This is a genomic window from Trueperaceae bacterium (assembly GCA_023954415.1).
In the GTDB taxonomy this organism is placed as follows: domain Bacteria; phylum Deinococcota; class Deinococci; order Deinococcales; family Trueperaceae; genus JAAYYF01.
On the sequence record JAMLIB010000005.1, the window covers coordinates 47,024 to 64,256 of the forward strand.

General features: G+C 70.4%; 11 protein-coding genes. 3 read left to right on the forward strand and 8 right to left on the reverse strand.

Annotation, left to right across the window (positions count from 1 at the left end):
- Positions 1 to 66 precede the first annotated feature (66 nt).
- The 3 genes from M9914_07370 to M9914_07380 all read left to right on the forward strand — a co-directional run bounded on the left by M9914_07370 (position 67) and on the right by M9914_07380 (position 8,728).
- Positions 67 to 3,453, forward strand: coding sequence for a DNA-directed RNA polymerase subunit beta (locus M9914_07370; protein MCO5173998.1), 3,387 nt, complete (start codon positions 67 to 69; stop codon positions 3,451 to 3,453).
- Positions 3,454 to 3,506: 53 nt separating this feature from the next.
- Positions 3,507 to 8,105 (forward strand): DNA-directed RNA polymerase subunit beta', encoded by a 4,599-nt coding sequence (gene rpoC / locus M9914_07375; protein MCO5173999.1) that lies wholly within the window; start codon positions 3,507 to 3,509, stop codon positions 8,103 to 8,105.
- 245 nt (positions 8,106 to 8,350) lie between these two features.
- Positions 8,351 to 8,728, forward strand: a complete 378-nt coding sequence (locus M9914_07380) for a hypothetical protein (GenBank protein ID MCO5174000.1) — start codon at positions 8,351 to 8,353, stop codon at positions 8,726 to 8,728.
- 88 nt (positions 8,729 to 8,816) lie between these two features.
- Here the strand turns inward: M9914_07380 and M9914_07385 are convergent, their stop codons facing one another.
- The 8 genes from M9914_07385 to M9914_07420 all read right to left on the reverse strand — a co-directional run bounded on the left by M9914_07385 (position 8,817) and on the right by M9914_07420 (position 17,169).
- Positions 8,817 to 9,323, reverse strand: coding sequence for a CarD family transcriptional regulator (locus M9914_07385; protein ID MCO5174001.1), 507 nt, complete (start codon positions 9,321 to 9,323; stop codon positions 8,817 to 8,819).
- A 333-nt stretch (positions 9,324 to 9,656) separates the two neighbouring features.
- Positions 9,657 to 10,649, reverse strand: a complete 993-nt coding sequence (locus M9914_07390; GenBank protein ID MCO5174002.1) for a DMT family transporter — start codon at positions 10,647 to 10,649, stop codon at positions 9,657 to 9,659.
- Positions 10,650 to 10,656: 7 nt separating this feature from the next.
- A complete protein-coding gene (locus M9914_07395) occupies positions 10,657 to 11,100 on the reverse strand; it encodes a DUF423 domain-containing protein (GenBank protein MCO5174003.1) in 444 nt (147 codons plus the stop codon).
- Complete coding sequence (locus tag M9914_07400; GenBank protein MCO5174004.1) at positions 11,097 to 11,795, reverse strand: ABC transporter ATP-binding protein; 699 nt, start codon at positions 11,793 to 11,795, stop codon at positions 11,097 to 11,099. The genes M9914_07395 and M9914_07400 overlap by 4 nt, the downstream gene beginning before the upstream one ends.
- A 46-nt stretch (positions 11,796 to 11,841) precedes the next feature.
- Positions 11,842 to 13,635: a DUF2207 domain-containing protein gene (locus M9914_07405; protein MCO5174005.1), complete on the reverse strand. Its 1,794-nt coding sequence runs from the start codon at positions 13,633 to 13,635 to the stop codon at positions 11,842 to 11,844.
- A gap of 167 nt (positions 13,636 to 13,802) precedes the next feature.
- Positions 13,803 to 14,975 (reverse strand): ABC transporter permease, encoded by a 1,173-nt coding sequence (locus M9914_07410; protein MCO5174006.1) that lies wholly within the window; start codon positions 14,973 to 14,975, stop codon positions 13,803 to 13,805.
- A 65-nt stretch (positions 14,976 to 15,040) separates the two neighbouring features.
- Entirely contained in the window at positions 15,041 to 16,234 is a 1,194-nt protein-coding gene (locus M9914_07415; protein MCO5174007.1) for a DUF4115 domain-containing protein, read from the reverse strand.
- Positions 16,231 to 17,169 carry a pseudouridine-5'-phosphate glycosidase gene (locus tag M9914_07420; protein MCO5174008.1) on the reverse strand — a complete coding sequence of 313 codons (939 nt, stop codon included), beginning with the start codon at positions 17,167 to 17,169 and terminating at the stop codon, positions 16,231 to 16,233. The genes M9914_07415 and M9914_07420 overlap by 4 nt, the downstream gene beginning before the upstream one ends.
- Positions 17,170 to 17,233: the final 64 nt, after the last annotated feature.

Here is a 17,233-nt window from a genome sequence, read left to right on the forward strand (position 1 = left end):
GACGCGCGCCGGCCGGGCCACCCAGGCGTCGCCACGCGAGACCCCGCTTCTAGCGAAGGGATGAAGATGCGCGAGATCCGGAACTTCGGCAGGATCAAGGAAGTCATCGAGCTGCCGAACCTGACCAACATCCAGATCACCTCGTACAACAACCTGCTGCAGCTCGGCAAGAGCGCGGCCGAGCGCGACGACGACGTCGGCCTGCAGGCTGCTTTCCGCGAGGTGTTCCCGATCGACGAGACGGAGCGCGGTCGCCAGACCGACCTCGTCATCGACTTCCTCGAGTACCGGCTGGACCCGCCCGAGTACGGTCCCGACGAGTGCCGCGAGAAGGACCTCACCTACCACGCCGGCCTGTTCGCCAAGCTCCAGCTCGTCCACAAGGACACGGGCCTGATCAAGGAGGACGAGGTCTTCCTGGGCGACCTGCCGCTGATGACGGACGACGGTTCGTTCATCATCAACGGCGCCGACCGCGTGATCGTCTCGCAGATCCACCGTAGCCCGGGCGTCTACTTCACCGAGTCGATCGTCGGCGTCAACCAGAAGCGCTACACGGCCAGCATCATCCCGATGCCGAAGCGCGGTCCGTGGATCGAGGTGGAGTTCGACAACTCCAACGTCTTATGGATGAAGGTGAACAAGCGCAAGTTCCAGTTCACGTTCCTCCTACGGGTCCTCGGCTACTCGGACGTCCAGATCCGTGAGCTGTTCGCCGGTCACGAGTCCCAGATCGAGCCGACGCTCGAGAGCGAGGGCGCCGCCGGGATCACGCCAGACGAGGCGTTGCTGAGGCTCTTCACCGTCCTGCGCCCCGGCGATCCGCCCAAGGTCGACAAGGCCACGCAGTACCTCTTCGGGCTCCTCGCCGATCCCCGCCGCTACGACCTCGGCAACGCGGGCCGCTTCAAGATGAACGAGAAGCTCAAGCTCGACTATCCTCTCAACACGAAGACGCTCCTTGGGTTCGAGGACGGCCGCTTCGTCGACTACGGCCTCGTGCCGACCCTCCAGTACCTCGTGCGCCTGCAGGCCGGCGAGGAGGGCTACCAGGTCGACGACATCGACCACCTCGGCAACCGCCGCATCCGCACCGTCGGTGAGCTCGTCGCCGATCAGATCCGCGTCGGCCTCGGGCGCATGGCGCGCGGTGTGCGCGAGCGCATGCTCCTCGGCAACCCCGACGGGGCCACGCCGCAGAAGCTCGTCAACAGCCGGCCGATCGTCGCCGCGCTGCGCGAGTTCTTCGGCCGCAGCCAGCTCAGCCAGTTCAAGGACCAGGTCAACCCGCTCTCCGAGCTCCGTCACAAGCGCCGCATCTCCGCCCTCGGCCCGGGCGGCCTGACGCGCGAGCGCGCCGGCTTCGACGTGCGTGACGTGCACCGTACGCACTACGGCCGCATCTGCCCTATCGAGACCCCGGAAGGCGCGAACATCGGCCTCATCACGTCGCTGGCGAGCTTCGCGAAGGTGAACGATCGCGGCTTCATCGAGGCGCCGTACCGCCGCGTCGTGAACGCCCGCGTCACGGACGAGGTCGTGTACATCAACGCTCACGACGAGGACAAGCACCGCATCGCGCAGGCGAACACGCCCCTCAACGACGACGGCACCTTCGCCACCGAGACGATCGTGGCACGCGACCTGGGCGATGCCGTGCTCCTCACGCCCGATCAGGTCGAGTTCATGGACGTGTCGCCCAAGCAGATCATCTCCGTGCCGACCTCGCTCATCCCGTTCCTCGAGCACGACGACGCGAACCGCGCGCTCATGGGCTCGAACATGCAGTCTCAGGCGGTGCCGCTGATCCGCGCCCGGGCGCCGTTCGTCGGCACGGGCGTCGAGGAGCGCGTGTCGCGCGACTCCGGCACCGTCGTGCTCGCCACCGAGGCCGGCACCGTCACCTACGTCGACGCCAACCGCGTCGTGGTCGAGAACGACAGGGGCATCGAGCGCGAGTACCAGCTCACGCGCTTCCAACGCTCCAACCAGAACACCAACCTGAACCAGCGCCCCGTCGTCGACATCGGCGACCGCGTCCTCCCCAACCAGACGCTCGCCGACGGCCCGGCCTCCGAGGTCGGCCGCCTCGCGCTCGGTCAGAACGTCCTCATCGCGCTCATGCCGTTCGACGGCTACAACTTCGAGGATGCCATCGTCCTGTCCGAGAACCTCGTGCGCTCGGACGCCTTCACGAGCGTGCACATCGAGAAGTTCGAGAAGGAAGCGCGCGACACGAAGCTCGGGCCGGAGAAGATCACCCGCGACATCCCGGGCCTCTCGGAGGCCGCGCTGCGCGACCTCGACGAGGACGGCGTCGTGCGCATCGGCGCCGAGGTGCGTCAGGGCGATATCCTCGTCGGCCACACGAGCTTCAAGGGCGAGAAGGACCCCACGCCCGAGGAGCGGCTGCTGCGCTCGATCTTCGGCGAGAAGGCCAAGGAAGTGAAGGACACGTCGCTCAAGGTGCCGCCGGGCGACGGCGGCATCGTGCTGCGCACGGTGCGCTTCCGCAAGGGCGACCCTGGTGTCGAGCTGAAGCCGGGCGTGCAGGAGATGGTGCGCGTCTACATCGCCCAGAAGCGCCGCCTCATCGAGGGCGACAAGCTGGCGAACCGCCACGGGAACAAGGGCGTCGTCGCCAAGATCCTGGCGCCGGAGGACATGCCGTTCCTCGCGGACGGCACCCCCGTGGACATGGTCTTCAACCCCCTCGGCGTCCCGTCACGCATGAACCTCGGCCAGATCCTCGAGACCCACCTCGGGCTCGCGGCCCTCAAGCACGGCGTCTCGTACGTCACGCCCGTGTTCGACGGCGCGCGCGAGAGCGAGATCAAGGACCTCCTCGAGGAGTCGGCGCGCGCCGAGGCCGCCGCGGACGCGGCCGCCGGGTTCGACACCGACACGCGCGCGCTCGAGGTCTACCGCCGCTCGGCGAAGCTGGGCATCATCGATCGCGACCTCACCGCGGCGGAGGCGCACTCGGCGCTCGCCCGCTCGGGCAAGACGGTGCTGTTCGACGGGCGCACGGGCGAGGCCATCGACGCGCCGATCGTCGTCGGGATCATGTACATCATGAAGCTCTACCACATGGTCGAGGACAAGATGCACGCCCGCTCCACCGGCCCGTACTCGCTGATCACCCAGCAGCCGCTCGGGGGCAAGGCGCAGTTCGGCGGTCAGCGTCTCGGCGAGATGGAAGTGTGGGCCCTCAAGGCGCACGGCGCCGCCTACACGCTCCAGGAGATGCTCACCATCAAGTCGGACGACATCGATGGGCGCAACGCCGCTTACGAGGCGATCGTGAAGGGGAACGACGTCCTCGAGCCAACCATCCCCGAGTCGTTCAAGGTGCTGGTCAAGGAACTACACTCCCTCGGGCTCGACGTCAGCGTGCTTGACGCAGACGACAAGCCCGTGAGCATCTTCGACGAGACGGGACGGCACTGGTGAGCGACACCAACAGGCAGAACAACTTCCGTGGCGACGGGCCGCGTACGAAAGAGATCCGCGAGTTCACCCAGGTCAAGATCCAGATAGCCTCGCCGAAGCGCATCCGCGACTGGAGCTACGGCGAGATCACCAAGCCGGAGACCATCAACTACCGCACGCTCAAGCCCGAGCGCGACGGGCTGTTCGACGAGCGCGTCTTCGGGCCGGAGAAGGACTGGGAGTGCGCTTGCGGCAAGTACCGCGGTCAGCGCTTCGCGGGCAAGACGTGCGAGCGCTGCGGCGTCGAGGTGACGCGCGCGACGGTCCGCCGCTACCGCATGGGCCACATCGAGCTCGCCACTCCGTGCGCTCACATCTGGTACGTCAAGGACATCCCGAACAAGATCGGTGGGCTGCTCAACCTCTCCACCGCCCAGCTCGAGCAGGTCCTGTACTTCGCCAAGTACATCGTCACCAACCCGCACGAGGCGCGGCTGCCCGACGGACGCCCGCTGAAGCGCGGCGACCTGCTCTCCGACGACGAGTACCGGCAGCTCCGCTACGGCCTGCAGGAGACCTACACCGTCTCCGGCGGTGAGGACGCCGTCATCCGCGACGGCGAGGCCGTCGAGCCCGGCCAGCAGCTCGCCAAGGGCGTCAAGGCCAAGATCGCCGGGATAGCGCAGTACCGCTTCCCGCGCCGCATCACGCTCGACTACCACGAGATGCGCGACGCGCGCATCGTGCTGGCCAAGAAGGACTGGATCGAGGAAGAGAGCTACGTTGGCGGTCAGCCGTTCGCCGAGCTGTCCACCGACCTGGTCGTCGCCAGCGAGGCCGAGGGCGTCGTCGAGTACCTCGCCATCGGCGAGGGCGGCATACTGGCCCTGCACGACGCCGACACGGAGGAGGTCGTCGCCTCCTACCTCGTGCCGCAAGGTTGCGAGCCGCTCGTGGCCGGCGGGGAGTTCGTCGAGCCGGGCACGGAGCTCTTCAAGGCCGCCGCCGGCACCACCCTCTCCGTGCCGCAAGGCGCCTCCGCCACGCTGCGTGCCAGCAAGGCCAAGGGCACCAACGTCACGGTGACCCTCAAGGTCGAGTGGGACCGCTCCGAGACGCACGAGACGAACCCGACCATGCACGTCCTCGTCGGCGACGGCGCCACCGTGCGGCCGGGCGAGAAGGTCGTCGGGGCCATCGACGCCGCGCAGGAGATCACGGCCGCGGCCAGCGGCAAGGTGCGCCTCTCGCACCCGGCCAGCATCGTCGTGTCGCGCGCCCGCGTGTACGCGTACCGGGACGAGCCGATCGTCGTCAACGGCGACCGGGTCCGCATCGGCGACGACCTCGCCGACGACGGTCGCATCAAGTCCGAGATCGAGGGCCGAGTCGAGATCGACCTCGTCAGGCGCCAGGTGCGGGTCATCGAGAGCTACGACTTCGAGGCCAAGATGGGCGCCGAGGCTGTCAAGGAGCTCCTCGACCACATCGACCTCAAGGTGCTCGAGGCCGAGCTCGTGGAGGAGATGGAGTCCACGAGCCGCCACAAGCGCGCCAAGGCGCGCAAGCGGCTCGAGATCGTGCGCGCCTTCCTGCAGTCCGGCGCGGGCGAGAGCGAGAACAAGCCTTCCTGGATGATCCTCGAGGCCGTGCCAATCATGCCGCCGAGCCTGCGGCCGATGGTGCAAGTCGAGGGCGGGCGCTTCGCCACCTCCGACCTGAACGACCTCTACCGCCGCCTCATCAACCGCAACAACCGCCTGAAGAAGCTCATGCAGCAGGGCGCGCCCGAGATGATCGTGCGCAACGAGAAGCGCATGCTGCAGGAGGCCGTCGACGCCCTGATCGACAACGGTCGCCGCGGCTCCGCCGTCGTGCACCCCGGCTCCGACCGGCCCCTGCGCTCGCTCACCGACCTCCTCGGCGGCAAGCAGGGTCGCTTCAGGCAGAACCTGCTCGGCAAGCGCGTCGACTACTCCGGCCGTTCGGTGATCGTCGTCGGCCCGCAGCTACAGCTCCACCAGTGCGGCGTGCCCAAGCGCATGGCGCTCGAGCTCTTCAAGCCGTTCCTCTTCAAGAAGCTCGAGGAGCGGGGCATCGTCTCCAACATCAAGAGCGCCCGCAAGATGCTCGAGCGCTACCGCGACGCCCGCGACGAGGTCTGGGACGCCCTCGAGGAGGTCATCAAGGACCGCGTCGTCCTCCTCAACCGCGCGCCCACGCTGCACCGCCTCGGCATCCAGGCTTTCGAGCCCGTGCTCGTCGAGGGCCAGGCCATCCAGCTCCACCCGCTCGTGTGCGAGGCGTTCAACGCCGACTTCGACGGCGACCAGATGGCCATCCACGTGCCGCTCTCCGTGTACGCGCAGTCCGAGGCGCGGCTCCAGATGCTCTCGAGCCACAACCTCCTGAGCCCGGCGCACGGCAACCCGAACGTCCAGGCGACGCGCGACATCATCCTGGGCCTCTACGTCCTCACGCAGCTCCACACGGGCCACGTGGGTGCCGGCGCCGAGTTCGCCGACGAGGAGGCCGCTCTCGCCGCGTACCAGGCTGGTGCGCTCGACCTCAACTCCGCCATCACGGTGGCGGGCGAGGAGACCAGCGCCGGGCGCCTCATGTACCGCTTCGGCAGCGTCGACGAGGCCCTCTTGGCCGTCGCCGAGCACCGCATCGACATGCAGGACGTCGTCACGACCAGGGTCGACGGCGAGATCATCAAGACGAGCCCCGGGCGGCTCCTCTTCGCCCGCATGGTCAAGGAGACCCTCGAGGCGGGCGGCGAGGTGCCACGCGACCTCCTGCGCTACGACACCGTCTACGAACGCGGCGCCCTGCGCGACCTCGTCGTCGAGAGCTACAAGCGCCTCGGCGTCGAGCGCACCGCCGCGCTCCTCGACGGCCTGAAGCAGTACGGCTTCGAGCTCTCGACCACCTCCGGCATCACGATCGGGATCGACGACGTCGCCATCCCGCCGAAGAAGAAGGTGATCCTCGAGGAGGCGGAGGAGAAGCTGGCCAAGATCAACGCCGGCTTCCAGCGCGGCTTCGTCACCGAGGCCGAGCGTTACCAGCAGGTCGTGCGCCTCTGGAACGACACGACCGAGAAGGTCAAGGACGCTGTGTTCGAGAACTTCCAGACGAACATGCCGTTCAACCCCCTCTTCGTCATGGCCCAGTCCGGCGCCCGTGGCAACCCGCAGCAGATCCGCCAGCTCGCCGGCATGCGCGGCCTCATGGCCAACCCGTCCGGCGAGACCATCGAGCTGCCCATCCGCGCGAACTTCCGCGAGGGCCTCGACGTGCTCGAGTACTTCATCTCCACGCACGGGGCCCGCAAGGGCGGGGCCGACACGGCTCTGCGCACGGCGGACTCCGGCTACCTGACCCGCAAGCTCGTCGACGTGGCCCACGAGGTCGTCGTCCGCGAGGACGACTGCGGCACGGCCGACTTCGAGGAGGTCAACCTCTACGAAGGAGAGCGGGCCCGGCCGAAGGGGCACATCGAGATGAGCCTGTACGGTCGCCGTCTGGCCCTCGACCTGGACCTCGGCGACGTCCAGTACGCCGCCGGCACGCTCCTCTACAAGGCCGACGTCGACGTCATCGTCAAGCACATGGCCCAGCTGCCCGAGCTGCGGAAGGTCGCGGTGCGCAGCCCGCTGACCTGCCAGACGCGGGCCGGCGTGTGCCGCAAGTGCTACGGCCTCGACATGTCGATGATGCGCGAGGTCAGCCTCGGCGAGGCCGTCGGCGTCATCGCCGCCGAGTCTATCGGCGAGCCCGGCACCCAGCTCACCATGCGCACGTTCCACACGGGCGGCATCGCGACGGGCGCAGACATCACGCAGGGCCTCCCGCGCGTCATCGAGCTCGTGGAGGCGCGCAAGCCGAAGCTCAAGGCGATCCTCTCGGAGATCGACGGCGTCGTCGAGCTGCAGGACGACGAGGACAAGGAGCGCCAGCGCATCACCGTCACGAGCGACGACGGCGAGTTCAGCCGCCAGTACCGCGTCGAGAAGGGCCTGCGCATCCTCGTCGCCAGCGGCGACAGGGTCGCTGCCGGGCAGGCGTTGACACGCGGCAGCGTCAACCCGCACGACCTTCTCGAGGTGAGCGGCCCCGGCGCCGTGCAGGCGTACCTGGTCGACGAGATCCAGAAGGTGTACCGCGGTCAGGGCGTGAGCGTCCACGACAAGCACATCGAGGTCATCGTCCGCCAGATGCTCAAGTACGTCGAGATCGACCGCCCCGGCGACAGCCTGTTCCTCGAGGGCCAGACGGCCGAGCGGTTCGACGTCGAGGAAGTCAACGAGTCGCTCAGCGCCCAGGACAAGGAGCCGGCGCAGTGGAAGCCGCTGCTGCTCGGCATCACCAAGGCCTCGCTCTCCACGAAGAGCTGGCTTTCGGCCGCCTCCTTCCAGCACACGACCCACGTGCTCACCGAGGCCGCCCTGGCCGGCAAGGTCGACGACCTCGTCGGTATGAAGGAGAACGTCATCCTCGGGCGGCTCGTGCCCGCGGGGACCGGTCTCGCCTCCATCCGCCGCACGCGCGTCGTCGACGAGCGCTCTCTCGAAAAGCTCAAGACCGCCCCCCGCGCGCCCGAGGCCGTCGCCACCCCGAGGCCGGCCACCCCGCAGGAAGCCCCGCGCCAGGACGCGGTCAACTGAGCGAGCCGAAGACCCCGCGCGCTGGAGCCGACCGGAAGGTCGGGCGCTAGCGCCGCCGACGGCCCCGCACGACCGGCTGCCCGCCCCCACGATCGTTGGGGGCGGGCAGCTCCCGTTTCGGCCGTGCTTCGTCCGTAGTCGCGGCGTGCGAGTCCGCCCGACCGGCGGCCTCACGAGGGCCCCTGCCGCATCGGCGCCGTCGGCCCGTCCTTGCCCGCGCGGCGACTGCTAGGCTGTCGCTTAGGGTGCTCGTCGCTTTCGATCCCGGTAGGAACCTCGGTGTCGCCTTCGTCTCGGAGACGGGCGAGCTGCTGCGGCACGAGGTCGTCTCGCTAGGCGACCTCGAGCGGCTCGAGCTCCCACACGCGGTCACCGTGCTCGTCGGCGACGGCACGGGCAGCGCAGCCGTCGTGGCCGCCCTGCGCGGGCGCGGCCTCGAGCCCGTCCTCGTGCCCGAGGAAGGCACGACGCTGGAGGCGAGGGCCCTCTACTTCGCCGACCATCCGCCCAAGGGGTTGGGGCGGCTCGTGCCGCCCGGCCTGCGCAGCGCGCCCGTGGCGATAGACGACTACGCCGCCTACGCGGTGGCCCTGCGGTGGCTCGCCGAGCGTGGGGCGGGGTAGGAAGCAGCAGGGGCGCCGCCTGCTTGAAGGCGGCGCCCCGAGAGAGGGTGCGAGAGGGTGGGGGCGCCCCAGGGGGCGTCTCAGCGGCTCAGTTGAGCTCGTCTTCCTCGCCGGCGTCCATGAGGACGCGCGCTTCTTGTTGGGTGATGCCGAGGACCGCGCTGATCTCGCCGGCCAGGAGCCTGAGGGCCCGCCGGTAGGCTTGGCGGTCGAGGTCGGGCAGGCCGCGCTCGAGGTCCCAGCGGCGGAGCTCGCTAGCCAGGGTGGCGATCTGGTATGGGTCGCCGGTCGTGAGGAGATCGGTCACCTTACGATGGCGGGCCGCCCACTGCTTGGGGAGCGTGATGCGGCCGTTCTGTAGCCGCTCGAGGACGCTCTGGACCTCGTCCTTGGTGAGCGCCGCGCGCAGCCCGGCGCCTTGCGGCGCAGCTACGGGGACGTAGGCTCGAGACGTTCCGTTGGGGAACTCGACCTGGTAATACTTCTGGTTCGCGCCGCCCACGGCGCGCTCGGTCGTGCCGGCTACGATGCCGACGCCGTAAGGCGGGAGGACGACCTGGTCACCCATCTTGAACGTCTTGCCCTGGTCCTTCAAAGCGTTGCTCCCTTCGCGAAACACACCTGGTACCCGTACCCTGCCATCGACCTCGCTTGGGACGGCCATGACGAGGCGCGCCCCAAACGGACGAACGCACCCGTCAAGAACCGGCGCGCTGGCAAGTTGGCGAAGCTGTTGGTTTCCTGGCTTGTGGTCCGTAGATTTCGCAGCTTCCACCGTACCCAAGCACGGGTCATATGGTAGCAGAAATCGTGGGAAAATGCACTAAGTCCAGCTACGGTGACCCGGCTCCCGCAGACGCGCGTCCCGGCCTCGAGGTGGTGTTCGGGAGGCCTTACTCTCGTGTCGGTCGGCTTGGCGCACGCTCGGTCAGGCTGCGGCCCTGGGCGTGAAGCGCACGGTCAGGACCATGCCGCAGAGGACCGCGGCCACGCCCAGGAGCGTGGCGGTGCCGGGCCGCTCCCCGAAGAGCAGGTACGCGAGGACGCCCGAGGCGAGAGGCTCCAGCAGCAGTGCCGTGGCGAGCGCCGTGGTGTCGAAGTACTTGGCGACGTAGTTGATCCCCGTGTGGCCTATCACCTGCGGCACGAGGGCGAGGAGGGCGACGAACAGGTAGGTAGCCTGCGGGTAGCCGAGGTAGGGCGCGCCCGTCAACCAGGGTAGTGGCGCCAGGCAGACGGCCGCGACGGCGTAAGCGCTCCCGGCGTACGCCTGGAGGCTGACGCCCCGCGCCTGCACGTAGCGCCCCAGCAGCAAGTACCCGCCCGCCCCGGCGGCGCCCACCACCGCGAGGAGGTCGCCGAGCAGCGGCCTGCTCCCACCGAGCATGTCGCCGTAGCCGATGATGGCGGCGCCGGCCACGGACAGAAGCACACCGCCGAGCTGGCGTGCCGCCGGCGGTCGTGCCAGGAAGAGCCAGGCGAAGAGCGCCACCCACAGCGGGCTCGTCGAGACGAGTGCGCCGCTTGCCGCCACCGTCGTGTACGAGAGCGACGAGATCCACGCCGCGAAGTGCACGGCCAGGAGCGCTCCGGCGAGGGTGGTGGCACGCCAGGCGCGCGCGTCGAGCGGCGTCCGCCTCAGGCCGGCCGCGGTCACGGGCGCCATGATCACCGTGGCGATGAGCATCCGGTAGAAGGCGACGACGACACCGGGCGCGTCGGCCCACCTGATGAAGATGGCGGCGAAGCTGACCGCCGTCAAGGCGACGCCGAGCACCGTCCATACGGTGCCGCGCCGAGGAGGGCCAACCGCGGTCGCGCGCTCGGGCTCCGCGCTCCTGGAAGGCATGCCGGCGGGCTCGACGGCAGGGCGTTCCGCGGCGGTCCCGCGCTCCGCGCTCCCGCCGCGGACGGGCCTCACGCTCCCCTCAGGCGCCCTTACGCGCCAGCTGGAAGACCGCCACCGCCCAGCCGGCGATGAGGAGCACGCCGCCTACCGGCGCCACGGCGCCGAACCAGCTCGGCGCGCCGGCGACGAGCGCGTAGAGCGCCCCGGAGAAGACGAGCGTCCCGGCGATGAGCAGGGGTCCGGAACGCGCGGCGAGCCGCCCCGTGGGCGCGATGGCGGCAAGGGCGAGGAGGCCGAGGCCCTGGTAGACCTGGTAGCGCACGGCCGTCTCGAACGTCTCGAGGCGCGCCTCGGCCACGAGCCCGCTCAACGTGTGGGCTCCGAAGGCGCCGAGCGCCACGCCGAGGCCGACGAACGCCGCGCCCCAGACGGCTGCCGTCCGCGCCGCGCCGCCGACCGTCCGGGGCGCCGCGCCCGTGCCGCTAGCGTCCGGAGTCCGAGCCCCGCGCTCCACGCCGCTCACGCCGCGCCCCGGGTGGCGAGCACGGCGCCGCGCGCGAGCGTGACGTGGCCGTCCAGCAGCTCCAGGACGGCGTCGGCGCTCTCGGCGACGCCGAGGTCGTGCGTGACGACGATGACGGTCCGGCCTTCGCTCGCTACTTCCCGCAGTGCGCCGAGCACGACCTGGCCGCTGCGGCTGTCGAGGTTGCCGGTCGGCTCGTCGGCGAAGACGACATCGGGGTCGTTGGCCAGCGCGCGGGCCAGGCTGACGCGCTGGCGCTCCCCGCCGGAGAGGCGCGCCGGCACGTGGTCGGCGCGCTGGCGCAGCCCGAACCGCTCCAACAGCGCGAGGGCCCGCGCCCTTCGCTCGGACGCCGCGACGCCGGCGAGCCCCATCGGGAAGGCGACGTTCTGCCAGGCGTTGAGGACGGTGATGAGGTTGAAGGACTGGAACACGAACCCGAACCGCGTGAGGCGCAGCTTGGAGCGTTCGCGCTCCGTCATGGCGCCGAGCGAGGTGTCGCCGAGGTAGACGGCGCCCGACGTCGGCAGGTCGAAGCCCGCCAGCAGGTTGAGGAGGGTCGACTTGCCGGAGCCGGAAGGGCCGACGATGGCGGTCAGCCTGCCCCGCTCGAAGGTGGCGTTCAGGCCGGTGAGGGCGGGCACGACGCCGGCGGGCGTCCGGTAGAGCTTCGTTAGATCGGTCGTACGCAGCACCCGACCATGCTACCCGGGCCGGGCACCACCGGTCCCGCGGGGGCGCTCACCGCCCGCCCGAAGAGCCGCCCCCGCCCCCGCCCCCACCGCCGCTCGACGATCCACCCGACGACGCCGAGGCGGAGGCCGAGTTGAGGGCGCTCGAGAGGGTGGAGACGGAGCGCGAGAACGAGGAGAAGCTCGCCAGGCTGGACGTGTTCCCGGCCGACATCCACGCCGCGCTCCTGATGAGCGTGCCCTCGTCGACGCCTGCCAGCGGCGCAGCGCGTCCCAGGGTCTTCAGGTACTTGTCGGCAACGCCGAGCGCGGCCGCGTAGCAGTAGTAGACGTCCCAGAGCCTGAAGAAGTCGAGCGGCGCGTCCTTCATGCGGGTGTAGTCGGTCAGGGTGCGCTTGAAGCCTTGCCAGCCGTACACCTCCTCCGCGACCTCCGGACGCCATGAGGGGATGGCTGCGCCCGCGACGATGGCCCCGACGAACTGGGCGACCGTCGCGGCGATAGCGATGCCGCGCGGCGCGCCCTGGAAGAGGAAGACGAGCGCCAGCGTCGCCAGCGCCGAGATGGCGAGCCGCCCCGCCCACTTCGCCGCCGCCTTGCGGCTCTCCGGCTCGGTGAGCGGCCCGCCGCGCTGCGCCTCCAACCACTTACGCACCCCAGGCGCCCATCTGGCGAGGAACGTCGAGGCGCTGCGCTGCGAGTACGCCTTCAGCTCGGAGGAGCTGAGCCGGTTGGGCGCCCCCGGAAGCGCGGCCTTCTTGAGGTAGCCCAGGACCTCGTCCTCGAAAGGCAGGAGCGGCGCGGTCGGCTTGCCGAGGTTCAGTTGGATGGCGAAGTCGCTCTGCTTCTTGCCGTCGGGGGTGAACTCTCCGTAGCCGCGCCGCATCAGGTCCATGATCGTCGCGTGGAACGCCGGCCCCATGGCGGCGGTCGCACCGTTCTGCTGCAGGATGGAGGTCACGGCGGCGGGCGGCAGGCCGGACGGCGGCTCGAAGGGGTACTTCATCGTCTCGATGCGCGGTTCGCGGCCGTACCGCCGGTAGGCGCCGAACGCCCCCGAACCCGTGAGCAGCAGCAGGCCGAACGGCACGAGCGACCACCAGTTGGAGCGCCGCAACTGCATGAGGGTCTGGACCCCGGCGACCTTCGCCTCGTCCCGGAGGAACTCCTCCATGCCGTCTTGCGCGCCCTTCTGCGTGAAGAGGGCCGGGTCCATGAGGTAGCGGATCTCGACGCCGTCGCCGTCGGGGATACGGTCGAACGCCACGCGCAAGGTGCCGCGGTCCTCGCTCAACGTCACGGTCGGCAGCTCCTGGTTGCCGAAACGGTGGACGTAGGCGTCGTAAGGCGCGCTCATCGGCCCCGGCGCGCGCACCGTCAGCGTGTAACCGCGCACGGACGGGTGCTCCTGCTCGAGGATCTGCCAGTACCACTGCACCACGTCGCGCCGTACGTCGAGGACGCCGCTCAGGCGGTAGACGAAGCGCACCCGGCGCTCCTTCACCCTGACGTCGTTATGCACGACGACCTCCGTGCCCCCAGCGCACGATTGGGAGTACGCGTACGCGCTAGGCCCCGGGCCGAGTGCCCCCGAGCCGTCCAGCAGGCTCAACGACTGCCCGCCGGTCAACTCGACGCAGATGAAGGCCTCGCCGAAGTCCCCGCTCGTCGAGAGCGTCCTCGTGTCGTCGACGACCACGCCGCCGTCCGCCTCGATGGTGACGACCTGCACGACGTCGCTCCAGGTGTACGACTGCGCGAGGCCGAAGCCCGCCAAGGCGAGGGCAAGCAAGGATGAGAGGTAGAGAGCCGAGGAACGGCTGCGGGGCCTATCGCTGGACATGGAAGGATGTTAGGCCACGGTGGCACCCTGGTGGGTCGCAAGTGAGGAAGTTCGCGCGCAGCCGCGTTGGGGACGGGCTCAAGACGGCCGCGGGGTGGGGCCGCCCGCCCACGGCGTCACCGGACCGTCCGCGGGAGCTGCGCCGCCAACGCGGGTGGCGGGGGAGGTCACTCCCGAGCGAGCGCGGCCGCGATAGGGATGCGCGCCGCGCGCCCGGCCGGCAGAAGACCCGACACCAGGCCCATCACCATCGCCACCAGCACGGCGAAGGCGGCGAGGCGAGGCGTGACGAGGGCCACCTCGAGGCCGAGCTGATCGAGCGCTACGCGGTTCACGAAGTAGACGCCCACCCACCCGACGAGTATCCCGCCCGCCGCGCCCGCGAGCGCGAGGAGCAGCGACTCGGAGAGCACGACCCCGAAGAGGAAGCGGGGACGTGCACCGACGGCGCGGATGACGCCGAACTCGCGCGTGCGCTCGAACACGCTCATCATGACGGTGTTGGCCACGGCGATGGCGCCGACGATGAGGGCGATGGCGCTGATGCCGAGGCGCACGAAGTCTGAGACGCGCAGGCTGGTGCTCACCTGGTCGAAGATCTCGGAGCGCGTCTGGGCGCCGAGCTCCGGGTAGGCGGCCTGGATCCGGGTCGCGACCTCGTCGGCGCGCTCCGGACGCACGCTCGTGACGGCGAGCAGGCTGTAGCGGTCCGCGACACCGAGGGCGGCCTGCAGGGTGGTGAGCGGCACGACTATGACGTTGTCGACGAGGCTGCCGGTGGCGCCGAGCACGCCGACGACCTCGAGGCTCGTGGCGGGGTTGAGGCGCAGCGTCGAACCCAGCTCGATGCGGTTACGTTCCGCCACCGTGGCTCCGATGACGGCGACGCCTCGCCCCTCGTCATCCACGCCGAGCACCCGGCCCTCCTCGGCCACGGCGCCGGTGAACAGGTCGGCGAGCGGCGTGGCGGCGGGGAGGCCTTCGAAGACGAACGACTGGCTCGGCGCGAGACCGCCGCGCAAGTACAGGAGGACGGGCACGACCTCCCGGATCCCCAGCCCGTCGGCCTGCGCGAGCAGCTCTTCGAGGTACGCGGCGGGCAGGTCGGGCGTGGTCGGGAAGAAGTCGCCGCTGCCGGAGCCGTACGTCACCTGGATGTCGGGGCCGAGGTTGGCGAGCTGGTCGGCGAACACCCGCCTGATGCCCTCGCCGAGCGACAGGAAGACGATGGCGCCCGCCACGGCCACGGTGATGCCGAGGGCGGTGAGGGCGGAACGCAGCGGTCGTTGGCGCAGCGAGGCGGACGCCAACGACCACGTGAACTGGGGGGCGGTGTTCATGCTTCTGGCCGACGGGGTCTGCTGGGAGGTCGAGCCTGGCCTCGGGTCCGAGGCGGCGGCCCGGCTCACCTGGCGCTGAACGCCCTACCCACGACGGCCCCGGCCGAGCCCATGACCGTAGGGGCCCCGTCGCCGACCGTCACCTCGACGCCGGCGGCGTTGCCCGCATGCACGTAGACGGGGAGAGTGAAGCGGTAGACGGCGCCGGGCGCGGCCGTCGTGTACACGAGCCGCTCGCCCTCGTTGCGCGCGGTGCCGCGGTAGACCTCGAGCCAGCTCGTGGCCCTCACGGTGATGAGGACCTCGTTGCCGCTCGGAGCCGCGCTCGAAGTGGTGGGGCTGGAAGCGCCGGGCTCGGCGTCGGCGGCCGTCAGCGCGAACTGGAGCGTGCCGCCCTCGGTCAGGTCGACGGTCTGCTCGAGCGTCTGGTAGCCGTCGAGGCTCACGCGCAGCGTCCGGTTGGCGCGGGCCGTCACGGGCGCGGCGCGGATGGGAGTCACTCCGGGGAGCATGAAGCCGTCCACGGCCACCTGCGCTCCCGCCGGCTCGGTGATGACGTCGATGAGCACGGTGCCGCCGACGGGCGTGCTCGTCTGGCCCCCGCCGGCGAGCGGGGCCTCCAGGCCGGCGGCGGGGGGCACGGTGGCGGGAGTCGTAGGGGTGGTGGGGGGCACCTGGGTGACGGCGCTGCCAGGGCGGAAGAACAGGGCGTTGTACCCCCACACCGCCAAGGCCACGAGCGCGACGACGAGCAGCACGGTCGGGACCATCGGGTTGATCCGGAAACCCCGCCCGGTGGAGCGGCGCTTCGCCTGGCGCGGCGGCGGTTCGCCCCGCCGCTCCTTCTCCAGGCGCTCCTCCAGCGTGGTGAGACCGCCGGCGCGCTGGCGCTCCCGCTGGTAGAGCTCGAGGGCCTCGTCGCCGGGTAGGCCGACGGCGTGCGCGAACAGCCTCACGAAGTTGCGGGTGTAGACGTCCTCGGGAAGGTCCGCGAAGCGACCCTCCTCGAGTGCGCGCAGGTACTCGCGGCGTACGTGCGTCAGCTCGGCGACGTCGCCGAGCTCGAGTCCCTTCGACTCGCGCGCCTCGCGGAAGAGGCGGCCCAGGTCGCCTGCGCCGGCTTGGCGCAGGTCCGCGCCAGCTTGGCGCAGGTCCGCGCCAGCTTGGCGCAGGTCGGCGCCGGTTTGGCGCAGGTCCGCGCCGGCGTGGCGCCCGTCGGCGCCGGTCAGTCGGGAGTCGGTGTCGTCCGAGGGTCTCATCGCACACCCGCCCCTACGAGATCGGGCGCCGCGCTGCTCGCGCCCGCGTACGCCGCCGCTATGCGGGCGGCAAGCCTGGCGTTCTCCTCCAATAGACGGAGGTTGACGGTCATCGTCTCGCCGTTCGAGAGCTTGGCGACGGCGTCGAGCATGTAGGGGGTGGTGTCGCGGCCGTGCACGCCTGCGGCCACGGCGCTCGCCCTGGCTGCTTGGAGCCAGGTATCGAAGCGGTCGCGGGGGAGACCGGAACTGACCGGGTTGCTGATGAGCACCCCCGCGCCGAGGCCGAGGCGCTCCTGGGCGCGCAGGACCGCCGCCGCGGCCGCCGGGTCGTCGACCCTGGACGGCAGGGGGATCGCCGTCTCCTCGACGAAGAAGCCCGCCAGGCGGTCGGAACGGTAACCGACCACGGGCACGCCGAGGGTCTCGAGGCGTTCGGTGGTCGCCTCAGCGTCCAGGATGCTCTTGGGGCCGGCGCATACCGTCAGGACGCGGTAGTTGGCCAGCGCGACGAGATCGGCCGACTCGTCGAACGGCGTGTCGTGCACGCCGCCGATGCCGCCGGTAGCGAACACCTTGATGCCCGCCCCGAACGCAGCGAAGAGGGTGGTGGCGACGGTGGTGCCGGCGTCGCGCCCGGCTGCGAGCAGGGCGGCGAAGTTCCAGAGGGAGGCCTTGTCGGCGCCCCCGGACGCCAGGCGTTCGAGGTCGGGGGGCTCGAGGCCGACCCTGACCTCGCCGGCGACGACGGCGACGGTGGCCGGCACGGCGCCTCCCTCGCGCACGACCTCCTCGAGACGCTTGGCGAGCTCGAGGTTGTGCGGGCGCGGCAGACCGTGGGTGATGACGGTCGACTCCAACGCGACGACGGGCGCGCGTTCGGTCAACGCGTCCGCTACCTCGGTCGAGATGCGCAGCGAAGCTGGGAGGCTCACGAGGTCGATATTACCCCAGCCGCATGAGCGCGACCGGTCGCGTTCGAGCCGTGCTACCCTGCCT

What these genes read in the sequence shown, in the direction of transcription:
- M9914_07370 (MCO5173998.1), top strand. Translation starts at nt 67, where the DNA reads ATGCGCGAGATCCGGAACTTCGGCAGGATCAAGGAAGTCATCGAGCTG.
- M9914_07405 (MCO5174005.1), bottom strand. Translation starts at nt 13,635, where the DNA reads ATGTCCAGCGATAGGCCCCGCAGCCGTTCCTCGGCTCTCTACCTCTCA.
- M9914_07415 (MCO5174007.1), bottom strand. Translation starts at nt 16,234, where the DNA reads ATGAGACCCTCGGACGACACCGACTCCCGACTGACCGGCGCCGACGGG.
- M9914_07410 (MCO5174006.1), bottom strand. Translation starts at nt 14,975, where the DNA reads ATGAACACCGCCCCCCAGTTCACGTGGTCGTTGGCGTCCGCCTCGCTG.